Annotated in this window: 25 protein-coding genes, 1 other RNA gene and 1 pseudogene; 6 read left to right on the top strand and 21 right to left on the bottom strand. The window is 62.9% G+C overall.

The features are described from left to right. Positions 1 to 103: 103 nt before the first annotated feature. Together E5X34_RS24575 and E5X34_RS24570 are read right to left on the bottom strand one after the other, a co-directional pair. Complete coding sequence (locus E5X34_RS24575) at positions 104 to 1,393, bottom strand: IS4 family transposase (RefSeq protein WP_292570060.1); 1,290 nt, start codon at positions 1,391 to 1,393, stop codon at positions 104 to 106. Positions 1,394 to 1,609: 216 nt separating this feature from the next. After that, the gene (locus E5X34_RS24570; protein WP_292570057.1) at positions 1,610 to 2,251 is read right to left on the bottom strand and encodes a TetR/AcrR family transcriptional regulator; all 642 of its coding nucleotides are present in this window, start codon (positions 2,249 to 2,251) and stop codon (positions 1,610 to 1,612) included. Between the two features lie 121 nt (positions 2,252 to 2,372). On the opposite strand from E5X34_RS24570, the gene E5X34_RS24565 reads away from it, so the two are divergent. Then, positions 2,373 to 2,849, top strand: coding sequence for a DUF1772 domain-containing protein (locus tag E5X34_RS24565; RefSeq protein WP_292570054.1), 477 nt, complete (start codon positions 2,373 to 2,375; stop codon positions 2,847 to 2,849). A gap of 31 nt (positions 2,850 to 2,880) precedes the next feature. Here the strand turns inward: E5X34_RS24565 and E5X34_RS24560 are convergent, their stop codons facing one another. The 3 genes from E5X34_RS24560 to E5X34_RS24550 all read right to left on the bottom strand — a co-directional run bounded on the left by E5X34_RS24560 (position 2,881) and on the right by E5X34_RS24550 (position 4,508). After that, complete coding sequence (locus E5X34_RS24560; RefSeq protein ID WP_292570071.1) at positions 2,881 to 3,192, bottom strand: SelT/SelW/SelH family protein; 312 nt, start codon at positions 3,190 to 3,192, stop codon at positions 2,881 to 2,883. 39 nt (positions 3,193 to 3,231) lie between these two features. After that, the gene (locus E5X34_RS24555) at positions 3,232 to 3,981 is read right to left on the bottom strand and encodes a YebC/PmpR family DNA-binding transcriptional regulator (protein WP_292570051.1); all 750 of its coding nucleotides are present in this window, start codon (positions 3,979 to 3,981) and stop codon (positions 3,232 to 3,234) included. Positions 3,982 to 4,184: 203 nt separating this feature from the next. Next, positions 4,185 to 4,508 (bottom strand): metalloregulator ArsR/SmtB family transcription factor, encoded by a 324-nt coding sequence (locus E5X34_RS24550; RefSeq protein ID WP_292570048.1) that lies wholly within the window; start codon positions 4,506 to 4,508, stop codon positions 4,185 to 4,187. A gap of 51 nt (positions 4,509 to 4,559) precedes the next feature. On the opposite strand from E5X34_RS24550, the gene E5X34_RS24545 reads away from it, so the two are divergent. Further along, a complete protein-coding gene (locus E5X34_RS24545; protein ID WP_292570045.1) occupies positions 4,560 to 5,042 on the top strand; it encodes an SRPBCC domain-containing protein in 483 nt (160 codons plus the stop codon). A gap of 48 nt (positions 5,043 to 5,090) precedes the next feature. On the opposite strand, the gene E5X34_RS24540 is transcribed toward E5X34_RS24545, so the two are convergent. The 7 genes from E5X34_RS24540 to ssrS all read right to left on the bottom strand — a co-directional run bounded on the left by E5X34_RS24540 (position 5,091) and on the right by ssrS (position 8,835). Beyond that, positions 5,091 to 5,855 carry a TerC family protein gene (locus tag E5X34_RS24540; RefSeq protein ID WP_127303065.1) on the bottom strand — a complete coding sequence of 255 codons (765 nt, stop codon included), beginning with the start codon at positions 5,853 to 5,855 and terminating at the stop codon, positions 5,091 to 5,093. A 69-nt stretch (positions 5,856 to 5,924) separates the two neighbouring features. Further along, a complete protein-coding gene (locus E5X34_RS24535) occupies positions 5,925 to 6,749 on the bottom strand; it encodes a YmdB family metallophosphoesterase (protein WP_292570041.1) in 825 nt (274 codons plus the stop codon). Further along, a complete protein-coding gene (locus E5X34_RS24530) occupies positions 6,746 to 7,081 on the bottom strand; it encodes a helix-turn-helix domain-containing protein (RefSeq protein ID WP_292570038.1) in 336 nt (111 codons plus the stop codon). Before E5X34_RS24530 ends, E5X34_RS24535 begins: the two co-directional genes overlap by 4 nt. Beyond that, positions 7,059 to 7,340: a BrnT family toxin gene (locus E5X34_RS24525; RefSeq protein ID WP_292515906.1), complete on the bottom strand. Its 282-nt coding sequence runs from the start codon at positions 7,338 to 7,340 to the stop codon at positions 7,059 to 7,061. Before E5X34_RS24525 ends, E5X34_RS24530 begins: the two co-directional genes overlap by 23 nt. A gap of 46 nt (positions 7,341 to 7,386) precedes the next feature. Then, positions 7,387 to 7,827 carry a DUF3592 domain-containing protein gene (locus E5X34_RS24520; RefSeq protein ID WP_292570034.1) on the bottom strand — a complete coding sequence of 147 codons (441 nt, stop codon included), beginning with the start codon at positions 7,825 to 7,827 and terminating at the stop codon, positions 7,387 to 7,389. 185 nt (positions 7,828 to 8,012) lie between these two features. Next, a complete protein-coding gene (locus E5X34_RS24515) occupies positions 8,013 to 8,597 on the bottom strand; it encodes a 5-formyltetrahydrofolate cyclo-ligase (protein ID WP_292570031.1) in 585 nt (194 codons plus the stop codon). Between the two features lie 82 nt (positions 8,598 to 8,679). Next, a non-coding RNA gene (gene ssrS, locus E5X34_RS24510) (6S RNA) lies at positions 8,680 to 8,835 on the bottom strand. A 163-nt stretch (positions 8,836 to 8,998) separates the two neighbouring features. Here ssrS and E5X34_RS24505 point away from each other — a divergent pair. The 4 genes from E5X34_RS24505 to msrB all read left to right on the top strand — a co-directional run bounded on the left by E5X34_RS24505 (position 8,999) and on the right by msrB (position 12,070). Then, positions 8,999 to 9,838, top strand: coding sequence for a MoxR family ATPase (locus tag E5X34_RS24505; RefSeq protein WP_292570028.1), 840 nt, complete (start codon positions 8,999 to 9,001; stop codon positions 9,836 to 9,838). A gap of 89 nt (positions 9,839 to 9,927) precedes the next feature. After that, positions 9,928 to 10,374 carry a GNAT family N-acetyltransferase gene (locus tag E5X34_RS24500; RefSeq protein ID WP_292570025.1) on the top strand — a complete coding sequence of 149 codons (447 nt, stop codon included), beginning with the start codon at positions 9,928 to 9,930 and terminating at the stop codon, positions 10,372 to 10,374. 7 nt (positions 10,375 to 10,381) lie between these two features. Then, positions 10,382 to 11,572, top strand: coding sequence for a VWA domain-containing protein (locus E5X34_RS24495; RefSeq protein ID WP_292570022.1), 1,191 nt, complete (start codon positions 10,382 to 10,384; stop codon positions 11,570 to 11,572). 93 nt (positions 11,573 to 11,665) lie between these two features. Further along, complete coding sequence (gene msrB, locus E5X34_RS24490; protein ID WP_292077224.1) at positions 11,666 to 12,070, top strand: peptide-methionine (R)-S-oxide reductase MsrB; 405 nt, start codon at positions 11,666 to 11,668, stop codon at positions 12,068 to 12,070. A gap of 81 nt (positions 12,071 to 12,151) precedes the next feature. Here msrB and E5X34_RS24485 read toward each other — a convergent pair whose 3' ends face one another. The 9 genes and pseudogenes from E5X34_RS24485 to livM all read right to left on the bottom strand — a co-directional run bounded on the left by E5X34_RS24485 (position 12,152) and on the right by livM (position 21,988). Then, entirely contained in the window at positions 12,152 to 12,448 is a 297-nt protein-coding gene (locus E5X34_RS24485) for a hypothetical protein (protein WP_292570017.1), read from the bottom strand. A 9-nt stretch (positions 12,449 to 12,457) separates the two neighbouring features. Beyond that, entirely contained in the window at positions 12,458 to 12,898 is a 441-nt protein-coding gene (locus E5X34_RS24480; RefSeq protein ID WP_292570014.1) for a hypothetical protein, read from the bottom strand. Positions 12,899 to 12,920: 22 nt separating this feature from the next. Beyond that, positions 12,921 to 13,181, bottom strand: coding sequence for a DUF2312 domain-containing protein (locus E5X34_RS24475; protein WP_040991643.1), 261 nt, complete (start codon positions 13,179 to 13,181; stop codon positions 12,921 to 12,923). 145 nt (positions 13,182 to 13,326) lie between these two features. After that, on the bottom strand, positions 13,327 to 16,785 hold the full coding sequence (gene pyc, locus E5X34_RS24470) for a pyruvate carboxylase (protein WP_292570011.1): 3,459 nt from the start codon (positions 16,783 to 16,785) through the stop codon (positions 13,327 to 13,329). Positions 16,786 to 17,055: 270 nt separating this feature from the next. After that, on the bottom strand, positions 17,056 to 18,174 hold the full coding sequence (locus E5X34_RS24465; RefSeq protein WP_042645695.1) for a branched-chain amino acid ABC transporter substrate-binding protein: 1,119 nt from the start codon (positions 18,172 to 18,174) through the stop codon (positions 17,056 to 17,058). Between the two features lie 136 nt (positions 18,175 to 18,310). Beyond that, positions 18,311 to 18,658, bottom strand: a complete 348-nt coding sequence (locus E5X34_RS24460) for a DUF6867 family protein (RefSeq protein WP_292570008.1) — start codon at positions 18,656 to 18,658, stop codon at positions 18,311 to 18,313. 14 nt (positions 18,659 to 18,672) lie between these two features. After that, entirely contained in the window at positions 18,673 to 19,401 is a 729-nt protein-coding gene (locus E5X34_RS24455; RefSeq protein ID WP_292570005.1) for an ABC transporter ATP-binding protein, read from the bottom strand. Positions 19,402 to 19,478: 77 nt separating this feature from the next. Beyond that, positions 19,479 to 20,597, bottom strand: a pseudogene (locus E5X34_RS24450) (ABC transporter ATP-binding protein); the annotation flags it as partial. Then, complete coding sequence (gene livM, locus E5X34_RS24445; RefSeq protein ID WP_292570002.1) at positions 20,597 to 21,988, bottom strand: high-affinity branched-chain amino acid ABC transporter permease LivM; 1,392 nt, start codon at positions 21,986 to 21,988, stop codon at positions 20,597 to 20,599. The pseudogene E5X34_RS24450 and the gene livM, both read right to left, overlap by 1 nt. Positions 21,989 to 21,992: the final 4 nt, after the last annotated feature.

Raw genomic sequence — 21,992 nt, 5'->3', positions numbered from 1 at the left:
CTTCTCCCCGTTCAACGGGGAGAAGGTGCCCGAAGGGCGGATGAGGGGCAGCGCCAGCGCTTGAAAGTTCAAGGTTCCTCGCCCCTCTCGTGGGCTAGGAGATTCACACATCTCGTAGGCTCCAACCGCGTGCGATGGATTGGAAGTACTGAAGGCCGTGGCGGAAGGTAATAGGGCCTGGCGGCTTGGACTTGGGATAGCCATCCCATCCTCCGAGTTTGGCGATGGTCCATGCAGCCCAGGCCAGGGATTTGGGCGGGTGAGGGTTTTTCTGGAGTTCAGTCTTGCCCTCCAACTCGTGCACCAGAGCCTGCAAGGTGTCGATTTCGGCGGGCGTAAAGACGATCTCGGCCGACTGTGCGGATGTTCCATCGCGGGCCTGGACAAGCTGCATGATGATGCAGGCGGCGCGCGCGGCGATGGCGGTCAGCTTCATCAGCCGCTCGGCGGTTTCCAACTGACTGTCCTCCAGTTGCAGGCCTTGCTGCTTCAGGGTGCGGAAGAACTGCTCGATGGTCCAGCGCATCCGATACCAGGCAACCACCTGCCAGGCCATGGCTGCGTCTTGAACGCTATGGGTGGTCAGCAAGCGCCAGACGATTGGCTCGGCATCAGCCGGCGCACCCACCTCAAGCACTTCCACCAGGCTCACCGTCACCGTCTTGGCCAGTCCCTTTTCGATGCAGTTTTGTGGGCGCTTGAGGGCGACTTGCCCGAAGCGGGTCACCAGATGGGCCGTGCGCGCCGGCCGACCAGGACGAGCCCGCAATTCCACATCGGCCTCACCAGCCGGTTGCAGCTTTGCCGTCGAAAGCTTGCCGCCCTCGATCAAGCGGTCGCTCATGGCGCGGGTCAGGATATGGAAATTCGCACCGGGCACGCGCTCCCACTTGGCGTAGATGTCGCTCTCACGGTCGCTCACCTCCGTCACTATCGCTGCCTGCGCCAGCACGCCCTTGGCCGCTTCGGCCGTGGCCAGCCAGCGCTGCGATTCCTTGTCGGCCAACAACCGTTGACTGTGTGGCGTCTCCACCCGGCCATCGCGCGTCCAGATCTGGCCCGATACCAGCCCCAGCACCCCGCCCGTTCCCGCATCCAGCGCCAACATGGCATGCAGCAGCGCGCCTCGGACGTTGCCGCCCTTGCCGATCTCGCCCAGACCCCGCCGATGCTCAGCCGTGGTCGTAAAGTTGATCTCGCTGGTGTCCTGGACCGCCAGCACGTGACGGCCCGCACACGCCTGCGAACTCGTCTGCCCCCAGCCCTCGATCAGGCTCTGCGTCGTCACACGCTTGTTCGCCAGGAACCGGCCAAAACCAATGATCCGTCCCCGCGATCCTCCCGCAAGCCGTCGAACGCAAACGCTCTGACGATCCACCATGAGCCCCAGCAACTGGGCCCCCTTTTTGCAAGCGCTCGTCGCCGAACGCTCCTAATCCAATCTCATTGGCTGACATCGCGACGCATCTCCATCAACGCATCGCAGACGGAATCACACCCAACACAAGACCGCTAATCAAAAGCGAGTCATTCATCTCAAAAGATGTGTGCATCCCCTAGACGAAGTGGGGAGAGGTGTCCAAGCCTTGGGGTGCTGCGGAAATCGTTCCTACTCCCCCACCAACTCCCGCAGCGCCATGCGCTTGTAGGCCTCAACCAGCCTGTCGCCCTCTTCCCGGTCGACCGAGATCGCCAGTCGCACGGCCGCCTCGCCCATCTGCCAGACGAGGAAGGCCGTCGTCTCCAGTTCGACCGGATCGGCATCGGGCCTCAGCCGCTTCAGCACCGCGACCAGAAATTCGGCATTGGCGCGGCTGTCGGCGAGCTCTAGCGAGCGCAGGGCCTTGTCCGCCTGCGTGCCCGACCAGACGTCGCGTATCACCGGCTCGGCCAGGAACAGCTGGTAATAGATGTCGACCAGTTCTGAAAACGCCTGCTTCAGCCCTTCGGCGTCCCTGACATCTTTCAGCGCCGCCGAGATGCAGGCCTGGCTTTCGGCGGTGTAGCGCTCGGCCAGCGCCCAGACGATCGACCGCTTGTCCGGAAAGAACTGGTAGAGCGAGCCGATCGACACCCCTGCCCGCTCCGCCACCTCGCCCATGCGCATGGCATCGCTGCCCTGCTCGGCGATTAGCGCCGAGGCGGCGGCAAGCATGCGCTCGACCCGCTCCCGGCTGCGCTGCTGGCTCGGCGACCGGCGCGGCGACGCGATGGCGGCCTGATCCGGCTTGGCGGGGACTTTTTCGTCCATGGCTCCCTCTTGGCAATTTTCCAAAACCAGCTTGACTCGCAAAATACGAGGGTTTATCACGTTTTGCAAATGTGAGGATTTATCACATTTTCAAAACGAACCGGCACCTGGAGCAACTGAGATGATGAAACTTCTTCCCACCCTCACCTTCATCGCCGCGATCGGCTCCGGCGTGGTCGGCGGCGTGTTCTTCGCCTTTTCCAATTTCGTCATGGCGGCACTCGCGCGGCTGCCCGTCCCAAGTGGCATAGCGGCGATGAATTCGATCAATGTCACGGTGATCACGCCGGTCTTCATGACGGCGCTGTTCGGCACAGGCGTCATTTGCCTGGTGTTGATTGCCGCCGTTCTCTTCGGTTGGGGCCAGTCCGGCTCATACTGGCTGCTTGCCGGCGCGGTGATCTATTTCGTCGGCAACCCGATCGTGACCATGGTCTTCAACGTGCCGCTCAACGACGCTTTAGCCGCCGTCGATCCGAAGAGCGCCAACGGCGCCGCCGTCTGGGCGAACCATCTGAGTCAATGGGTGATGTGGAACCACGTCCGCACCGTCACCGCCATCGTGTCGATGGCCTGCTTCATCATGGCTTTGGTCTGAGATACGCAGGCGCAATGCAAAAGACCCCGCCTCAGGCAGGGTCTGTCTTCTTGTGGGTTTTGCGGTCGGCGTGGCCGAGATCCCGATCCGGATCGATGACGTCGCGAACCAGCTGCTTCAGCTTCGCCGCGTCCGGAAAACCGCCGTCGCGCTTACGGTCCCAGATCAGCTGATCGTTGCAGGAAATGGTGAAGATGCCGCCGGTGCCCGGCACCAGCGTCACCTCGCCGAGATCGGTGCCGAAGGTGGACAGCAGCTCCTGCGCCATCCAGCCGGCACGCAACAGCCATTGGCATTGCGTGCAGTAGGTGATGCGGATGACGGGCAGCGGCTTGTCGCTCATATGAGATTGAGCTTCGCTCATATCGGATCGCGTTGCCGGTCAGGCCGCGCTGAGCTTGGCCATCGTCTCATCGTCGACCTCGAAATTGGCGTAGACGCTCTGCACGTCGTCGTCATCCTCGAGCGTTGCGACCAGCTTCATCAGCGACTGAGCGCGCTCTTCGTCGACCGGGACATTGTTCTGCGGCTGCCAGATCGGCTTCACCGATTCCGCCTCGCCGAGCGCCGCTTCAAGCGACTTCGACACTTCGCCAAGATTTTCGAAGCTGCAATAGATGGTGTGGCCTTCCTCGTCGGACTCGACGTCGTCGGCGCCGGCTTCGATCGCGGCTTCCATCACCTTGTCGCCGCTGCCGGCCGAAGCCGGGTAGTAGATTTCGCCGACGCGGTTCCACATGAAGGACACCGAGCCTGTCTCGCCGAGCGCCCCGCCGGCCTTGGTGAAGGCGGCGCGCACATTGGATGCGGAGCGGTTGCGGTTGTCGGTCAGCGCCTCGACGATCAACGCCACGCCGCCCGGGCCATAGCCCTCGTAGCGCACGGCTTCGTAGTTCTCGCCGTCGCCCGCGGAAGCCTTGTTGATGGCGCGCTGGATGTTGTCCTTCGGCATCGACACGGCCTTGGCGTTCTGCACCGCAAGGCGAAGCCTCGGGTTCATCGCCGGGTCCGGCGTGCCGGTCTTGGCCGCGACGGTGATTTCGCGCGCCAGCTTGGAAAACATTTTCGACCGCACCGCGTCCTGACGGCCCTTGCGGTGCATGATGTTCTTAAATTGCGAATGGCCAGCCATGGCACCCCTGTCGTGTTCGGCTAGAGCACCGCGGAGCGAAATGAGATCACCTCGCCATCCGCAAATTGCTCGAATTCAAATTTTCAGAACGCTCCAGGCATGCCTGCGAAGGCACACGGCGCTCTCTGTCGGAATGGCCGGCTTATAGATAAATCGGCTCAATTCGTCCAGACGCGCCGTAACTCCGGCGCCGGAGAGGCCGCTCAGCTCTCGAGATCGGATTTCAACCGGTCGAGAATGCTGATCGCGTGGCCGGCATACTGGCTGATCCAGCGATCGTGGATCTGCTTGATCGGCAAGGCATTGAGATGGTTCCAGCGCTCGCGTCCCTCGCGCCTCGCAACCACCAGATCGGCCTCCTCCAGCACTTTCAGATGCATCATCACCGTGCAGCGGTCCATGTCCGGGAAAGCCTCGCAAAGCGCGCCGGTGGTCTGCGGCTGCTCCTTCAGGCGATCCAGCAATTCGCGCCGGCGCGGATGCGCCAAGGCCTTGAAAACATGGTCGTCCCCGGTTTGGCTTGACATGTTATATTTCTATAACATATCGTTAGAACAGGCAAGGAAGGAGCTGTGGATATGTCCCTTGGATTCAGGATTTCCGGACGCATCGGCAAACCGGTCGCCGAGGTCTTCGACGCCGTCGTCAACCCGACGAAGCTCAGCGGCTACTTCACCACCATCGGCGGCGCCTCGGCTCCGCTTGTGGCGGGCACCACCGTCACCTGGTGGAAGTCCGTGCCGGTGGAGGTCGACGAAGTGGTGCCCAACGAGCGCATCGTGCTGCGCTGGGACGGCAGCGGCCCCGGCGTTGTACCGGCTTACAAGACCACGATCGCAATGAGCTTCGAAGCCCTGGATGACGGCGGCACCTTCGTCACCATTGCCGAAAGCGGATGGCGCGAGGACGAGGCCGGCCGCAAATCATCCTACGGCAATTGCGAGGGCTGGTCGCAGATGCTGTCTTGCATGAAAGCTTACGTCGAGTACGGCATCAATCTGCGTGAAGGGTTCTACCCCAGCGAAATGCGCGGTGAACTGCCGACGTCGGAAAGCAAATGATCCTGCGGCGGGAGCGACAGCCGCACGCTGCCGCCCTCGTTGCCGCCATCAATGCCCGCCGCCAGACCCCTGCTTCTTGCGATTCCGCGCCAGCATGTTGAGGCCCTCGACCAGCGCCGAAAAGCCCATCGCCGCGTAGATGTAGCCCTTGGGCACGTGATAGCCCATGCCGTCGGCGATCAGCGTCATGCCGATCATCAGCAGGAAGCCCAGCGCCAGCATGACGATGGAGGGGTTCCTGGCGATGAAATTGGCGAGCGGCGTCGCCGCCAGCATCATGACGCTCACCGCCACGATCACAGCGATATACATGATGGCGATCTCGTCGGTCATGCCGACGGCGGTGATGATGGAATCGATCGAGAAGACGAGGTCGAGCAGCAGGATTTGGAAGATGGCGCCGGCAAGGCTCAGCTGCAGCGTACCCACCATCGTGTCCTGATGATCCTGCGGGTCGACCGTGTGATGGATTTCCTTGGTCGCCTTCCAGACCAGGAACAGGCCGCCGGCGATCAGGATCAGGTCGCGCCAGGAAAAGCCGTGGCCGAACGCGGTGAACACCGGCGTCGTCAGTTGCACGATGATCGAGATCGTGGCGAGCAGGATGAGGCGCATGACCAGCGCCGCCGAGATGCCCAGCCGGCGGGCGCGGGCGCGCTGCGCTTCCGGCAGCTTGTTGGTCAGGATCGAGATGAAGATCAGATTGTCGATGCCGAGCACGATCTCGAGCACCACAAGTGTCAAAAGCGCAACCCAGGCGGTCGGGTCGGAAACAAAAGCAAAGTGCGGCGCCAGGAATTCGACAAGCTGCATGGAGGTCGTCCCTCTACGATCTAGAGCAGTTTCGTCGCCAGTTAGGCACTGACCTCGCCTATATCAATGTCACGACCAGAAAGACGGCGCCGTTTCTTCCAGCCGAGGCCCGCGACGAAACGGCGCGATCCTTTCCGCTAGCCCGGTGCGGTCGGAAATATCGACGCCGACGCCGCAGAGAGTCGCCGCTCCGGTCGCCGCTTCGAAGCGGCCTTTCGGCACCTTGGAAAGAAACCGATTGAGCGGCTCTTCCTTGTCCATGCCCAGCGAGGAATCGTAGTCGCCGCACATGCCGGCGTCCGAGATATAGGCGGTGCCACCGTTGAGGATCTGATGATCAGCGGTCGGCTGATGCGTATGCGTTCCGACCACCAGGCTGGCGCGGCCGTCGACAAAATGCGCGAAGCACATCTTCTCCGAGGTCGCCTCGGCATGGAAATCGACGATCGCCGCATCGGCCTGCTCGCCGAGCGGACAGGCGGCCAACTCCCGCTCGCCGGCCTGGAACGGATCGTCCAGTTCCGGGTGCATGAAGACGCGGCCCATGATGTTGGCGACCAGCACGCGGGCGCCGTTGCGGGCGATGTAGACGCCAGAGCCGCGCCCTGGCGTGCCCTTGGGAAAATTGGAGGGCCGCAGGAAACGCTCCTCGCGCGGCGCGAAGATCAGCGCGTCGCGCTGGTCCCAGACATGGTTGCCGGTGGTGACGACATCCGCGCCGGCAGCGAGCGTCTCGCGAAAGATCTCCTCGGTGATGCCGAAGCCGCCGGCGGCGTTCTCGCCATTGACGATGACGAAGTCCAGCCTGAAGTCGGAAATCAGCCCCGGCAGCTGTTCCCAGACTGCCGTGCGCCCCGTTTTGCCAACCATGTCGCCAAGGAAGAGGAGTCTCATGCGGCGCTACGCGTACCGAGCGCCCGCGACACCGTTTCCGGCTCCTTGGCGATGACCTGCAAATAGGCCTGTGCCGCCTGGTCCGGCTCGGTCCTGCCCTGCTCCCAGTCTCTAAGCGTGCCGAGCGGAATGCGATAGCGGGTGGAAAATTCCTCCTGGGTAAGATGCAAAGCCCGACGGATCACTTTGACACGCGCGACAGATGCCACTCCCTGACGATCCGTGTCGAGCGGAGGATTGTCCTTGTCCGCCAAAGCGCCAGCCTCCGCCTCCGCGTCGCTCATGGCGCGCAGACGATCCCAATCGGATTCAGTCCCGGCGTGCTTGGTCATATGCTTTCTGCTCATGGCGCGTCGCCTTTCTGGCGGAGATCAGTCTTATTCGGTCGCCGCGCTCGGTGTAAACCACTGTCAGCACCAATCCATTGACGATACCGATGCCGATGAAGCGCTCCTCTTCGTAGTCCATGGAGCGATCCGAATAATGCTGGGCATGGATGTCGTCGAACAGGCGCTTGGCATCCGCAAATGCCACACCGTGCTTGGCAAGATTGCTCGCTGCTTTGTCGTCATCCCACTCGAACTCAAGCATTGCGGCCTACTGGATTTCAGTAGTATTCGCCAGACGAACGCCAACGTCAAGCCGTGGCATGGCGCCCTCGCAACCAGAAGAACCAGATGTAGAACAAGGTAAACCCACCGGTGACGGCGAGCAGCAGCAGCCCGCCGCGCCAGCCCTTCATCGCGGCCGTGTCGAGGCTCGATGGATCGGCAGGGTCGTAGTAAAACTCTATCCTGTCGCCCCTGGCCGCCTTGTAGAGACCGATGTCCTTGTCCTTGCCGGACCATGTCATCGGCGCGTCATTGGCAACATAGCTGACGACGACATTGATGCCGTCCGTGGTGAGACCGTTCGCCCGCGTTACGCTGTAGGGGCTGACATCCGTGACGGTGGCGACGGTGCGTTGCCAGGCGGCCTGGTGATGCAAGCTTGTGCCGATGATGTGCGCCCCCATCGCGAACAGCACTGCGGCGATCAGGGCGAAAGGCATCAGCAAGTAACGTGCGAAGATAAACACCACGACCCCGGTCGGTTCGGACTATAGCGCAGGAATATCACCCGACGGTTCTTTGAAACGCGTTAAGCGGATCGCGATAGTTTAAAGCATGTCTCCCGAAAGTGGGAACCGGTTTCGGGATAAAGACATGCGTAAAATCAAAGACCTAAGGCGCATGGAGCGAATCCGAAGGATCGCGACGCGCTTTAAGCGACATCGAACCGGCGCAACCCGCTCTCGGTCAGTATTTCCGGAATGATGACGTCATGGTTCTCTTCCGGCACCCGCTCGACTTCCTGGCAGTCGAAGGCGATGCCGATCAGCCTGGGCGTGATGCCCTTTTCGGCCAGCCTGGCGATGGCGCGGTCGTAATAGCCGGCGCCGTAGCCGATGCGGTGGCCGCGGGCATCGAAGGCAGCGAGCGGCACCAGCATCAGCGTCGGGTCGAGCACTTCCGCCTCTTCATGCGGCCCGACCGTGCCGAAGCCCATCTCGACCATCGGCGCGCCGCGCACCAGCTCGCGAAAGACGATCGTGGTCTTGTCGAGGATCGCCGGCAGGCAGAGCCTGGCGCCCTTCTCGCGCAGCGCGAACATCAGCGGCCGCACATCGACCTCCGAGCGCATCGGCCAGAAGCCGGAGACGATGCGGCCAGGCTCGAAGTCGATTTCCTCCTTCGCCGTCTCGGCCATTTCGAGCGCAATCTCGACGCGCCAGAATTCGTCCAGCGCATCGCGGCGCGCCAGCGCTTCCTTGCGAAGCTGTTTCTTCAGGTCTTTCGGTGAGGTCATGCTCAGACGCTAGAAAGGGCCGGGATTGTATGGAGTCTTAGGAACGACGTTTTCTAGCGCATGTCTCCCGAAATCGGGAGAGTGACGATCCACACAACCGGTGGAGAGGTCGATCCCGGGTGCCTACAAAGTAGGTGGGCGCCGTGTGAGAAAACCCACGGGTCTTCCCAGGGACAGCTCCCTAAGGATCGATAAGGCCCCGGGGATAAGTTTCTCCTGCCGGGAAGCGCAGACCGCCGAGAGCAAATATAGGCCGGTGGGTGGCCGAGCGCCAGAGAAACGGATGGGCGTTTGAGCGTTATTTGCTTGGTCGGCTATCGCCAAGGCGGGCCACTTTGGCTTCGAAGCTTGCGCGCATGCGCGTGGCTCCTTACGGTCGCCGCAAATCGCCAGGAGAAAAAATGCGTTTCGAAGGCACCGCGGCTTACGTCGCCGACAAGGATCTGATGGTCGCGGTCAACGCCGCGATCGCGCTGGAACGGCCCTTGCTGGTCAAGGGCGAGCCCGGCACCGGCAAGACCGAGCTCGCCCGCCAGGTGGCGTCGGCGCTTGGGCTCGAGTTTATCGAATGGAACGTCAAGTCGACCACCAAGGCGCAGCAAGGCCTTTATGAATATGACGCCGTGTCACGGCTGCGCGACAGCCAGCTCGGCGACGAGCGCTTCAACGACATCGCCAACTACATCAAGCGCGGCAAGCTATGGGACGCCTTCGCGGCGCAAAAGAAGGTCGTGCTTTTGATCGACGAGATCGACAAGGCCGACATCGAATTCCCCAACGACCTCCTGCAGGAGCTCGACCGGATGGAGTTCTTCGTCTACGAGACCGGCGAAACGATCCGCGCCGAGTTCCGGCCCATCGTCGTCATCACCTCGAACAATGAGAAGGAACTGCCCGACGCCTTCCTGCGCCGCTGCTTCTTCCACTATATCCGCTTCCCCGACATCGACACGCTGCATCGCATCGTCGAAGTGCATTACCCCGGCATCAAGCAGAACCTGGTGCGCGCGGCGCTCACCCAGTTCTACGAGATCCGCGAGGTGCCGGGCCTGAAGAAGAAGCCCTCGACCTCCGAAGCGCTCGACTGGATCCGCCTGCTGGTCGCCGACGACATAGCGCCCGAGGACCTGCGCGCCGACCCAAAGAACATGCTGCCGAAATTGCACGGCGCGCTGCTCAAGAACGAGCAGGACGTGCACCTTTTCGAGCGGCTCGCGTTTATGGCCAGACGGCAGCAGTAAGCCGCCAGCAATAGCGCTTTCCCCGTCCGTGGACCGTTGCCGGCAGGCGGCCGCTCCCGCAGCTTCGGGTCAAAATATTGGAGGAAGAAATGTCCGAGATCACCATCCGCCCGCTCGCGCAGTCCGATCACGCCGAATGGCGCCGGCTTTGGACCGACTATCTGACCTTCTACGAGACGAAGCTCCCGGAAGAGGTCTATGATCTCACCTGGAAGCGGCTGTTCACGGCAGGCGAGTTCGAGCCCAAGGGTTTCATAGCCACGCTCAATGGTAAGGCCGTCGGCCTCACCCACTATCTGTACCACCGCTCCTGCTGGTCGCTGGTCAACAACTGCTATTTGCAGGACCTGTTCGCCGACCCGGAGGTGCGCGGCAAAGGCGTGGGCGCCGCGCTGATCCAAGCGGTGCAGGACGAGGCCGGCAAGATCGGCGTGAAGAACGTCTACTGGATGACGCACGAGACCAACGCCACGGCGCGCCGGCTCTATGATCATGTCGCGCGCCGCACGGGCTTCATCGAGTACGATCTGCTATAAAGGGCTGATGTTCATCCCCTTCTTCCTAGAACTGAAGGCCGCGCGGGTTCCCGTTTCGCTCAGGGAATATCTGTCGCTGCTGGGAGGGCTGGAAGCCGGGCTGGTCGATTATGACGTCGAGGCTTTTTATTATCTCGCCCGCGCCGCCCTGGTGAAGGACGAGCGCCATATCGACCGCTTCGACCAGGTCTTCGCGCATGTCTTCAAGGGCGTCGAGGCGCTTGGCGGTCCTGATGCTGTCGATGTCGCCAACATCCCCGAGGAATGGCTGCGCCGGCTGGCCGAAAAGCACCTGACCGAGGAGGAGAAAAAGCTGGTCGAGGCACTGGGCGGCTTCGACAGGCTGATGGAAACCTTGAAGCAGCGGCTCGAGGAGCAAAAAGGCCGGCACCAGGGCGGCTCGAAATGGATCGGCACCGGCGGCACCTCGCCCTTCGGCGCCTATGGCTACAATCCGGAAGGCGTGCGCATCGGCCAGCATGAGAGCCGGCATCGCCGCGCGGTGAAAGTCTGGGACAAGCGCGAGTTCAGGAATTTCGACGACACCGTCGAGCTCGGCACCCGCAACATCAAGGTGGCGCTGAAGCGGCTGCGCCGCTGGGTGCGCGAGGGTGCCGAGGAAGAGTTCGACCTGCCCGGCACCATCCACGCCACCGCCGAGCACGGTTATCTCGACGTCAAGACCAGGCCCGAGCGGCGTAATGCCGTGAAGCTTTTGATGTTCTTCGATGTCGGCGGCTCGATGGACGACCATATACGCGGCGTCGAGGAACTGTTCTCGGCCGCCCGCGCCGAATTCCGCCAGCTCGAATATTTCTACTTCCACAACTGTCTCTACGAGCGCGTCTGGAAGGACAATCGCCGCCGGCTTGCCGAGACGATCCCGACCTTCGACCTGATCCACAAATATGGGCCTGATTATAAGGTAATCGTCGTCGGCGACGCCTCGATGAGCCCTTACGAGATCGCGCATCCGGGCGGCTCGGTCGAGCACTGGAACCCGGAGGCCGGCAGCGTGTGGCTGGCGCGCCTGTTGCAGCAATGGCCGAACGCGATCTGGCTGAACCCGGAAGCCGAGAAGAACTGGCGGTATACGCACTCGATCGCCATGATCAGCGAGATCTTCGGCGGCCGCATGTTCCCGCTGACGCTGGCCGGCCTGGAAGCTGCGACCAGGCAGTTGTCGCGCAAGCACTAGCCCGCTTTCACTGGCGGCACTTGTAACAAACGCCTATGTTCCGACGAATACCCGTTGCAAGCAACAACGAGCCGCCAAGGCCGAGGAGATTCCATGGACACCCACGCCTATCCCGTCACCCGCACCGATGCCGAGTGGCGCGCCCGGCTGACGCCGGAGCAGTATGCCGTCATGCGCAACCACGGCACCGAGCGCCCCGGCAGCTGCGCCCTGCTCTATGAGAAGCGCGCCGGCACTTTCTATTGCGTCGGCTGCGACCAGCCGTTGTTCGAATCCAAGCTGAAATTCGAGAGCGGCACCGGCTGGCCGAGCTTCAACGATCCAGTCCCGGGCTCGATCGAGACCACCGTCGACCGCAGCTACGGCATGGTCCGCACCGAGTGCCATTGCTCGCGCTGCGGCAGCCATCTCGGCCATGTCTTCGAGGATGGCCCGCCGCCGACCGGGCTGCGCTATTGCATCAACGGCGTGGCGCTGCGCTTCGAGCCATCGGCTTGATCGCTCTAAAATGACTGCGCAAAGGGCGGCTTCGGCCGCCCTTTTTCGTATGGAGCAATCCCAGGAAAGATGTGATGCGGCTCAGGCGACTGCCGTCGCGATCAGCCAGAGCGCCGAGCCGAGCATCATCAGTTGCGCCTTCAGGCCGCCGCTCTTCTCCGCCGTTCGCCAGACGGCGACCGTCAGGAAGATGTTGTAGGTAACGGGGAGGAAATGCACCGCCAGCACCAGCCAGAGCGGCAGCTTCAATCCAAGCAGGATCAGCGCAAGCGCCGATGAGGCGATACTCAGGATCGTCGCGACGAGCAGCATGTCGCGCCAGAACAGCCGGTCGAGCGGCGCTTCACCCCTCCAGCGCGCGCGGAAAAAATCCGTCATCCCGGCGACCTATCTCCGCCCCAGGACATCGGTCACGGCTTCTTCGAAGCGCGAGCACTCTGTCACCAGCCAGTCGGTCATGGCCGGCCAGTTGTCCTCGGCATAGCAGTTCACGTGCCATAGCGAGTTGATGCCGAGACCTTGCGAGCTCTGCTCGGGCTTGAGCTTCAGCATCGCCTCGATGGCCGGCTGGAACGGCTTCAGCCGCGACCATGAGTCCGTTGCGCCGAACTTCTCATTGCGTCCGAAGAAGACGCCGACATGGTTCTGCGCCGGCGCGACATACATCGAAAGCACCAGGGCGAAATCCGGCAGCCCGCGCTGCCAGAACCACGGCCCGCGCCTTGCAAGCGTGGCTCTTTCTTGCGGATGCCGCTCGGCGAACAGGGCCCAGAAGCCGCTATGGCGGAACTCCGAGGCGCGACGGCCGCCGAAGTCGAATTCGGTCATGACCGGCTGCCGGCCATGAGACTCAGACCATGCCGAGAGCGGCCTTGTAGAGGTCGAGGATGGACTCCTCTTCCTGCCGCTCCGCCTGGTCCTTCTTGCGCAGCCGCACGATGGTGCGGATCGCCTTGGTGTCGAAGCCGGTGCCCTTGGCCTCGGCATAGACATCCTTGATGTCGTCGGAGATCGTCTTCTTCTCTTCCTCGAGCCGCTCGATGCGCTCGATGATGGTGCGCAGCTGGCCGGCGGCTACAGTCTGGCTGGTCTCGGTGATTTCGTCGGCCATTTTTCTCTCCGCGTCTTACATGCCGCGACTCTGGCGGCGAATTGGAGCGGGTTCGATGCCCGAGCGGACGCTGCGGGTCAAGACACTTGTCGAGTGCCTGTGGACGGCTGCTGTCAGCCGCCCATAAGGGATCGCGAGCCGATCGTCATTTAAATGCGATCAACAGATCCTTCGCATCGATCTGGTCGCCGGCCTTGACCAGCACCTCGGCGATCTCGCCGTCGCGTTCGGCGTGCAGCGCGGTCTCCATCTTCATGGCTTCGATCGACAGCAGCACGTCGCCCGCCTTGACCGCCTGTCCAGGCGCGACGGCAAGCGCCGACACGACGCCCGGCATCGGCGCGCCGACATGCCCCTCATTGCCCGGCTCGGCCTTGCGGCGCGCCTTGGCGGCGGAAGCGCCATGCGCCCTGTCCGGCACCTTGACGCGGCGCGGCTGGCCGTTGAGCTCGAAGAAGACGGTGACCATGCCCTTGTCGTCGACATCGCCGAACGCCTGGCAGCGCACCACCAGGGTCTTGCCCTTCTCGATGTCGAGGAAGATCTCGTCCTCCGACTTCATGCCGTAGAAATAGGTCGGCGTCGGCAGGACGCTCACCGGCCCGTAGGTCTCCTGCGCGGCGGCGAAGTCGGTGAACACCTTCGGATACATCAGCCAGGAAGCGAACTCGTACTCCGAGAGCTTGCGCTCGAGCTTGGTCTCGATGTCCTTGCGGCTGGCCTTGAGGTCGGCGGGCTTCAGCAGCGAGCCGGGCCGAACGGTAATCGGCTTCTCGCCTTTCAGCGCCTTCTTCTGCAGCGCCGCCGGCCAGCCGCCGGGCGACTGGCCGAGATCGCCGCGCAGCATCGACACGACCGAATCCGGGAAGGCGATGTCCTTGGCCGGGTTCTCGACATCGGCGACGGTGAGGTCCTGGCTGACCATCATCAGCGCCATGTCGCCGACCACCTTGGACGACGGCGTCACCTTGACGATGTCGCCGAACATCAGGTTGACGTCGTGATAGGCCTGCGCCACCTCATGCCAGCGTGTCTCCAGCCCGAGCGAGCGCGCCTGTTCCTTGAGGTTGGTGAATTGGCCGCCCGGCATCTCGTGCAGATAGACTTCCGAGGCGGGCCCCTTGAGATCGCTCTCGAAAGCCGCGTACTGGTTGCGGACCGCCTCCCAGTAGAAGGAGATGTGGCGGATCCATTGCGGGTCGAGACCGGGATCGCGCTCGGTGCCCTTCAGCGCCTCGACGATCGAGCCGAGGCAGGGCTGCGAGGTGTTGCCGGAGAAGGAATCCATCGCCGCGTCGATGGCGTCGGCGCCGCTCTCCACCGCCGCCAGCACCGTCGCCGCCGAGAGGCCCGACGTGTCGTGCGTGTGGAAATGGATCGGCAGGTCGGTCGCCTCGCGCAGCGCCTTGAACAGCACGCGCGCCGCGGCCGGCTTGAGCAGCCCGGCCATGTCCTTGACGGCGATGATGTGGGCGCCGGCCGCTTCCAGCTCCTTGGCCAACCCGACATAATATTTGAGGTCGTATTTCGCCCGCGCCGGATCGAGGATGTCGCCGGTGTAGCATATCGCCGCTTCGACCAGCTTGCCTTCGGCGCCGACCGCGTCCATGGCGACCCGCATGTTCTCGACCCAGTTCAGGCAGTCGAAGACGCGGAATAGGTCGACGCCGCCGCTTGCCGCCTGTTTGACGAAATGCTGCACGACATTGTCGGGATAGTTGGTGTAGCCGACGCCGTTGGCGCCGCGCAAGAGCATCTGCAGCAGCAGATTGGGCGCGGCCTCGCGCACTTTGCTCAGCCGCTCCCAAGGGTCCTCGGTGAGGAAGCGCATGGCGACGTCGAACGTAGCGCCGCCCCAGCATTCCAGCGACAAGAGTTGCGGCAGGGCGCGCGCATAGGTGCCAGCGATACCGACGATGTCATAGGTGCGCATGCGCGTGGCGAGCAGCGACTGGTGGCCGTCGCGCATCGTCGTGTCAGTGACCAGCACCTGGCGCTGCTCGCGCATCCAGGCCGCGAATTTCTCCGGGCCGAGCGCATCGAGCCTCTGCTTGCTGCCCTCCGGGATATGGCCGTTGAGATAGGGCACCACGGGTGCGGCCGCATTCGCCTTCGGCGCCGGCCGGCCGCGCGTCTCGGGGTGGCCGTTGACGCTGACATCGGCCAGATAGGTGAGCAGCTTGGTGGCGCGGTCCTGCCGCTTCACCTGCTCGAACAGTTCGGGCGTCGTGTCGATGAACTTGGTCGTGTAGGAATTGTCGGCGAAGCGCGGGTGGTTGATGATCGCTTCGAGAAAGGTGAGGTTGGTGGCCACACCCCGGATGCGGAACTCGCGCAGCGCCCGGTTCATGCGCGAAATCGCCTCGCCGGGCGTCGGCGCCCAGGCCGTCACCTTTTCGAGCAGCGGATCGTAGAACCGGGTGATGACCGCGCCCGAATAGGCGGTGCCGCCATCGAGCCGTATGCCGAAGCCGGCCGCCTCGCGATAGGCGGTGATGCGGCCATAGTCCGGAATGAAATTGTGCTCCGGATCCTCGGTGGTGATGCGGCACTGCAGCGCGTGGCCGTTCAGCCTGATGTCCTTCTGCGCCGGCACGCCCGATTCCTTGGTGCCGATGGCGAAGCCGTCGAGGATATGGATCTGCGCCTTGACGATGTCGATGCCGGTCACCTGCTCGGTGACGGTGTGCTCGACCTGGATGCGCGGATTGACCTCGATGAAGTAGAACTTGCCGGTGTCGGCGTCCTGCAGGAACTCGACCGTGCCGGCGCCGATATAGCTGGTCTCGCGCGCGATCTTGAGCGCATAACCGCAAAGCTCCTGGCGCAGTTCTTCGCTCAAGTAAGGCGCCGGCGCGCGCTCAACGACTTTCTGGTTGCGGCGCTGGATCGAGCAGTCGCGCTCGAACAGATGCACCGCATTGCCGTGGGTGTCGCCCAGCACCTGGACCTCGACATGGCGGGCGCGCTCGATCAGCTTTTCGAGATAGACCTCGTCCTTGCCGAAGGCGGCCTTGGCCTCGCGCTTGCCTTCCATCACCTCGCGCGCCAGGTCTGCCTCGGCACGGATGGCGCGCATGCCGCGGCCGCCGCCGCCCCATGAGGCCTTCAGCATGACCGGATAGCCGATCTGCGCGGCGAGCTTCTTGACCTCGTCCATGTCGTCGGGCAGCGGTTCGGTTGCCGGCACCACCGGCACGCCGACCTCGATCGCCAGGTTGCGCGCGGCGACCTTGTTGCCCAGCCGGCGCATCGTTTCCGGCTTCGGGCCGATGAAGGTGATGCCGGCTTCGGCGCAGGCCTCGGCGAATTCCGGGCTTTCCGACAGCAGGCCGTAACCGGGATGGATGGCATCGGCGCCCGACAGCCTGGCGACCCGGATCACCTCCTCGATCGACAGGTAGCTCTCGATCGGCCCCATGTCCCTGGCGAGATGCGGCCCGCGCCCGACCTGGTAGCTTTCATCGGCCTTGAAGCGGTGCAGCGAATATTTGTCCTCCTCCGCCCAGATCGCCACGGTTTTGAGACCGAGCTCATTGGCCGCGCGGAACACGCGGATGGCGATTTCGGACCGGTTGGCGACGAGGATCTTCGTGATGGCCAAGGACTGGGCTCCAGCAGCGTAAAGGAGGTGAACGGCGCAATGATTAACGTGAAAATGCTGCAGCGCAAACAATTTTGCGCGACACCTAAAACGGTTTAACTCGCTTGTTTGCGGCAGGCGCGCCGTTGTTGCTCCTCCGCCGGTCTGTCGCGGGCAGCGAGGGCGCGTTCCGAGCTCGTCGGGCGAGGCTTCCGGCCGGCTGCGGCCGCGCAAAAAAATGCCCGGCGCAAGCGCCGGGCATCCGTTGCAAGTCGGCTTCTATTTGCCGGCTTATTTCTCGAAGTAGCTGTACTTGCCGTCGTCACCCTTCTTCCATTCGTAGATGACGTAGTCGGGACGGGTGATGTCGCCCTTGGAGTCGTAGCCGATCTCGCCGATAGCCGTCTTCCACGGACCGCCGGACTTGATGATCTCGGCAACCTTCTGCGCATCGTCGGCCGAGCCGGCCTTGGCGATGGCCTGCGAGATGATCTGCACGGCGGCATAGGAGTAGAGCGTGTAGGCTTCCGGCTCGAAGCCGGCGGCGCGGAACTTCTCCACCACTTCCTTCGCGGCCGGGTTCTTGCGCGGATCCGGAGCGAAGGTGTTGAGCGTGCCGGCAACCGCGTCACCCGCGATCGAGGCCAGCTCGTTCGAAACGATGCCGTCGCCCGAGAACAGCGGCGCCTTCAGGCCCTGGTCGGCCGACTGACGGATGATCAGGCCGGCTTCCGTGTGCAGGCCGCCCCAGTAGATCAGGGTGACGCCGCTTTCCTTCATCTTGGCGATGAGGGCCGAGAAGTCCTTGTCGCCGACATTCACGCCTTCATACAGCACTTCCGTGATGCCGTTGGCGTTGAGGTTCTTCTTGGTCTCATCCGCGAGGCCCTGGCCGTAAGGCGTCTTGTCGTGGATGATGGCGATCTTGGCGTCCTTGAAGTTCTTGGCGATGTAGTCGCCCGCCACCTTGCCCTGCTGGTCGTCGCGACCGCAGGTACGGAAGGTGTTCCACAGGCCGCGCTCGGTGAGCTTCGGATTGGTCGCGGCCGGGGTCATGACGAGTATGCCGTTCTCGGCATAGACTTCCGACGCCGGGATGGTCACGCCCGAATTGAAGTGGCCGTCGACGAACTTGACGCCGTCGGCGACGAACTTGTTGGCGACCGAGATGCCCTGCTTGGGGTCGGAGACGTCGTCGCCGATCTCGAGCTTGAGCTGCTGGCCATTGACGCCGCCCGCCGCGTTGATGTCGGCGACAGCCTGTTCCGCGCCCTTCTGCAGCTGTGCGCCGAAGGCCGCGTTCGGGCCGGTGATCGGACCGGCGACGCCGATCAGGATATCGGCCCACGCGCTGCCGCTGAACGCGATGAACGCGGTCAGCGCAACGGCGGACAAGAGTGATTTTTTCATTGAAACGCTCCCATTTACGGAGTGGGCGTGGATGATACTTTCATGCGATGCCCACCCTTATCGCAGAAAGCATAGAATGCCGATTTTCAGGCACTTGTCACGCCGATTCGTCCCCGAAGCGGCGTAATGGTGAACGTCAACCTTTCGGCTTCCAGCTTAATAAGGAAGCTCTTTCATAGAGCCAGTTATACTGTGTGACCATTTGGTTGGTACGCGTGTATTGATAGCCGAGAAAGCCCAAGATCATCAGCACGATGGTGTCGACGATATAGTAATGCAGCGAGAACATCGTGCCGCCGAACAGCGCGTGATGGATGAACCGGATGCCGATACCGAGACCGAGCATGTAGAAGAACAGCTGAACGTGGCTGCTCCAGGTCTGCGCCGCCGCCTTGCCGGTCATCCATGCCGCCCAGCCGCCGAGCAGGCAGGTGACGAACAGGAACTGCCAGATCGAGGCTTCTTCGTAGAGAATACCTTGCATGATGAAGACCTCTCTTAGTGATGACCGCCTTCGAGATAGGCGGCGCGCACTTCCGGATTGGCGAGCAGTTCCTTGCCGGAGCCGCTCATGGTCACATTGCCGTTGACCATGACATAGCCGCGGTCGGCCAGCTTCAAGGCGCCGAAGGCATTCTGCTCGACCAGGAACACGGTCAGCCCCTGCGTCTTGTTGAGCTCGCGGATGGCGTCGAAAATCTGCTTGACGATCAGCGGCGCGAGACCAAGCGACGGCTCGTCGAGCAGCAAGAGCTTCGGCCGCGCCATCAGCGCGCGACCGATCGACAGCATCTGCTGCTCGCCGCCCGACAGCGTCCCGCCGCGCTGCCCGATGCGCTCCTTCAGGCGCGGGAACAGCGTGAACACCTTCTCGACGTCCTCGTCGTAATGCTTGAGATTGTCGAGGCTGGCGCCCATCTGCAGATTTTCCATCACCGTCATGCGCGGGAAGATGCGTCTGCCTTCCGGGGATTGCGCGATGCGCAGCCGCGCGATTTCATGGGTCGGCATCTTGGTGATGTCGGTACCGGCGAAGGTGATGGTGCCGGCGCGGGCGCGCGGTGCGCCGAAGATGGTCATCATCAGCGTCGACTTGCCGGCGCCGTTGGCGCCGATCAGCGCCACGATCTCACCCTGGTTGACGCTGACATCGACGCCATTCAGCGCCCGGATGTTGCCGTAATAGGTCTCGACCCCCTTGATGTCGAGCAGCGTTGTGCCGGCCATTATTTGCGCCCTCCAGGCTTGCCCGCTGTGGGCTTGGCCGCGGTTTCCTTGCCCTTCGAAGCGCTGCCGGTTTTCGCGGCTGAAGCCTTGGCGGCCGGCTTTTTAGGCGCTGCTTTCGCTGCGCTGGATTTCGCGGCCGGCTTGGCTGCCGATTGCGGCTTGCTGGCGATCGAGGCGGCGCGGGCGTCGACCTGCGCCGCTTTCGACGCGCCCTTGGACACGGTTACCCGCTCGCCCTCGTCCGCATGTTCGACACTGTCGGAAACCGGACCCGCCATCATCGAAGCGGAGTTGCCTGGGCCATGCGCGGAGTCGGGACCCGTATCGAGCTGCTCGATGACGTCCTCGTCGCCGACTTCGGTCAGCACCGTCTCGACCTCTTCGTCGTCGACGCCGAGATAGGCGGCGATGACGCGCGGATCGGTACGGACCGATTGCGGATTGCCGTCGGAAATCTTGCGGCCGTATTCGAGCACCACAACGTGATCGGAAATCTGCATCACCACCGACATGTCGTGCTCGATGAGCAGGATGGACGTGCCGGTGTTGTTCTTGATGTCCATCAGCAGGTCGTTGAGCGCCGCCGATTCCTTCGGGTTGAGGCCAGCGGCCGGCTCGTCCAGGCACAAGAGCTCCGGCCCCGTGCACATGGCGCGCGCGATCTCCAGGCGCCGCTGCGCGCCATAGGGCAGATCGCCGGCCGGATCGTCGGCGCGATCGACGAGGTCGGCCTTTTCCAGCCAGTGCCTGGCAAGATCGATCGACTCGGCGGACGCCTGGCGATAGCTCGGGAAGCCGAACAGGCCGAGGAAGGTGTAGCCAGAGGCCTTCATCAGCTTGTTGTGCTGCGCCACCAGAAGGTTTTCCAAGAGCGTCATGCCGGAGAACAGGCGGATGTTCTGGAAAGTGCGCGCCACCTTGGCGCGCGCCGGGATCTCGTGGTTGGGCAGGCGCTCGAGCAGGTAGGTCGAACCATCGCGCCGGTTCAGCGTCAGCATGCCTTCTGACGGCTTGTAGAAACCGGTAATGCAGTTGAACACCGTTGTCTTGCCGGCGCCGTTCGGGCCGATCAGTGCGGTGATCTCGCCGCGCCTGGCCTGGAAGGACAGGTCGCCGATGGCGACCAGGCCTCCGAACTTCATCGAAAGATGTTCGACCTGCAGGATGAAGTCGTTTGCGGAAGCTTGCGCGTTCATCAGCCGTGCCCCTCCTTGGTGAAGGACGCCGAGACCGCTCTTCGTTCTTTCAGGAAGGCCGTCGGTTCTCGACTGCCGACGAAGCCGCGCGGCTTCCACAGCATGACGATGACCATGGCCATGCCGAACAGCAGCATGCGGTAGAGTTCCGGCGTGAAGTCTGGCCCGAACACGGCCTTGAGGAAGTCGAGTTCGCGCAGGATCTCGGTGCCGCCGATCATCACCAGCGCCGCCACGGCAATACCGCCCAGCGACCCCATGCCGCCGAGAACGACGATGGCGAGGATGATCGCCGATTCAAGGAAGACGAAGGATTCAGGGCTGACGAAACCCTGCCGGGCCGCGAAGAACGAGCCGGCAAAGCCGCCGAACATGGCGCCCGTGGCGAACGCCGTCAGCTTGGTGGTGGTGGTGTTGATGCCGAGAGAGCGACAGGCGATCTCGTCTTCGCGCAACGCTTCCCAGGCGCGCCCCACCGGCAGGCGACGAAGCCTGATGGTGACGAAGGCGGTGAGCAGGCAGAGCGCCAGGGCGAGATAGTAGAGGAAGATCTTGTAGTAGGCCCCTGATTGGGCAATGTGCAGAACCTTGGCGATGTAGTTCGGGTCGGAGACGTTGAAAGACATCAGGCCGAAGAACGACACTTTCGGAATGCCCGAGATACCGGCCGAACCATTGGTGACCTCACGCCAGTTGATGAGCACCAGGCGGATGATCTCACCGAAGGCAAGGGTCACGATCGCCAGATAGTCGCCGCGCAATCTGAGCACCGGGAAGCCGAGCATGACGCCCCAGAAGGCCGCCATGCAGCCCGCGGCCGGCAAAAGGATCCAGAACGACAGGCCGAAATGCGTGCCAAGCAACGCGTAGGCATAGGCGCCGACGGCATAGAAGGCGACGTAGCCCAGATCGAGCAGGCCGGCCAGCCCGATGACGATGTTGAGGCCCCAGGCCAGCATCACATAGATCAGGATTTGGATGCCGAAATTGTCGACCCATTTGAGCGAGCCCTGGAAGCCGAACAGGAGCACCATCGCGATTGGATAGAGCAGTAGGACGACAAGGCCGATCCTGTTGAAGTTCCGCTTCAGGAAGCCAGGTTCGGCGACGACGGCGGGTGCCGTCGCCTTCTCGGCCTTCGACCGCTCCATCGCCGGAATCGCATACGCCACATAGGCAAAACGGCCGAGCGTGACGGCAATGACCACGATGGCGAGCAGGCCCCAGCGCTGCACCAGGATCAGTTCGTTGCTGATGTTCTGGTCTGTCCTGAGACCGATGAACAGCACGAACAGGCCGAGCGAGATGGCGCCGGCATAGAGCGCCTCACGAAAAGCGCGCTGGATGGGAGTGGCGACGGTGTCGCGCTCCGAGGACACGGTAACGGCCATGAGG

Origin of the sequence: Mesorhizobium sp., assembly GCF_004963255.1 — a bacterium.
In the GTDB taxonomy this organism is placed as follows: Bacteria; Pseudomonadota; Alphaproteobacteria; order Rhizobiales; family Rhizobiaceae; genus Mesorhizobium.
Note: the sequence above shows the minus strand (reverse complement) of the source record. Positions and strands in the feature narration are given on the sequence as shown.

Bases quoted from the DNA above. Each gene is read 5' to 3' on its own strand.
- E5X34_RS24480 (WP_292570014.1), bottom strand. From the start codon at position 12,898: ATGACCGAATTCGACTTCGGCGGCCGTCGCGCCTCGGAGTTCCGCCAT.
- E5X34_RS24530 (WP_292570038.1), bottom strand. From the start codon at position 7,081: ATGACCAAGCACGCCGGGACTGAATCCGATTGGGATCGTCTGCGCGCC.
- E5X34_RS24515 (WP_292570031.1), bottom strand. From the start codon at position 8,597: ATGACCTCACCGAAAGACCTGAAGAAACAGCTTCGCAAGGAAGCGCTG.
- E5X34_RS24495 (WP_292570022.1), top strand. From the start codon at position 10,382: ATGTTCATCCCCTTCTTCCTAGAACTGAAGGCCGCGCGGGTTCCCGTT.
- msrB (WP_292077224.1), top strand. From the start codon at position 11,666: ATGGACACCCACGCCTATCCCGTCACCCGCACCGATGCCGAGTGGCGC.
- livM (WP_292570002.1), bottom strand. From the start codon at position 21,988: ATGGCCGTTACCGTGTCCTCGGAGCGCGACACCGTCGCCACTCCCATC.
- E5X34_RS24485 (WP_292570017.1), bottom strand. From the start codon at position 12,448: ATGACGGATTTTTTCCGCGCGCGCTGGAGGGGTGAAGCGCCGCTCGAC.
- E5X34_RS24565 (WP_292570054.1), top strand. From the start codon at position 2,373: ATGATGAAACTTCTTCCCACCCTCACCTTCATCGCCGCGATCGGCTCC.
- E5X34_RS24505 (WP_292570028.1), top strand. From the start codon at position 8,999: ATGCGTTTCGAAGGCACCGCGGCTTACGTCGCCGACAAGGATCTGATG.
- E5X34_RS24455 (WP_292570005.1), bottom strand. From the start codon at position 19,401: ATGGCCGGCACAACGCTGCTCGACATCAAGGGGGTCGAGACCTATTAC.
- E5X34_RS24525 (WP_292515906.1), bottom strand. From the start codon at position 7,340: ATGCTTGAGTTCGAGTGGGATGACGACAAAGCAGCGAGCAATCTTGCC.
- E5X34_RS24460 (WP_292570008.1), bottom strand. From the start codon at position 18,658: ATGCAAGGTATTCTCTACGAAGAAGCCTCGATCTGGCAGTTCCTGTTC.
- E5X34_RS24465 (WP_042645695.1), bottom strand. From the start codon at position 18,174: ATGAAAAAATCACTCTTGTCCGCCGTTGCGCTGACCGCGTTCATCGCG.
- E5X34_RS24545 (WP_292570045.1), top strand. From the start codon at position 4,560: ATGTCCCTTGGATTCAGGATTTCCGGACGCATCGGCAAACCGGTCGCC.
- E5X34_RS24535 (WP_292570041.1), bottom strand. From the start codon at position 6,749: ATGAGACTCCTCTTCCTTGGCGACATGGTTGGCAAAACGGGGCGCACG.
- E5X34_RS24555 (WP_292570051.1), bottom strand. From the start codon at position 3,981: ATGGCTGGCCATTCGCAATTTAAGAACATCATGCACCGCAAGGGCCGT.
- E5X34_RS24560 (WP_292570071.1), bottom strand. From the start codon at position 3,192: ATGAGCGACAAGCCGCTGCCCGTCATCCGCATCACCTACTGCACGCAA.
- E5X34_RS24500 (WP_292570025.1), top strand. From the start codon at position 9,928: ATGTCCGAGATCACCATCCGCCCGCTCGCGCAGTCCGATCACGCCGAA.
- E5X34_RS24540 (WP_127303065.1), bottom strand. From the start codon at position 5,855: ATGCAGCTTGTCGAATTCCTGGCGCCGCACTTTGCTTTTGTTTCCGAC.
- E5X34_RS24475 (WP_040991643.1), bottom strand. From the start codon at position 13,181: ATGGCCGACGAAATCACCGAGACCAGCCAGACTGTAGCCGCCGGCCAG.
- E5X34_RS24570 (WP_292570057.1), bottom strand. From the start codon at position 2,251: ATGGACGAAAAAGTCCCCGCCAAGCCGGATCAGGCCGCCATCGCGTCG.
- E5X34_RS24550 (WP_292570048.1), bottom strand. From the start codon at position 4,508: ATGTCAAGCCAAACCGGGGACGACCATGTTTTCAAGGCCTTGGCGCAT.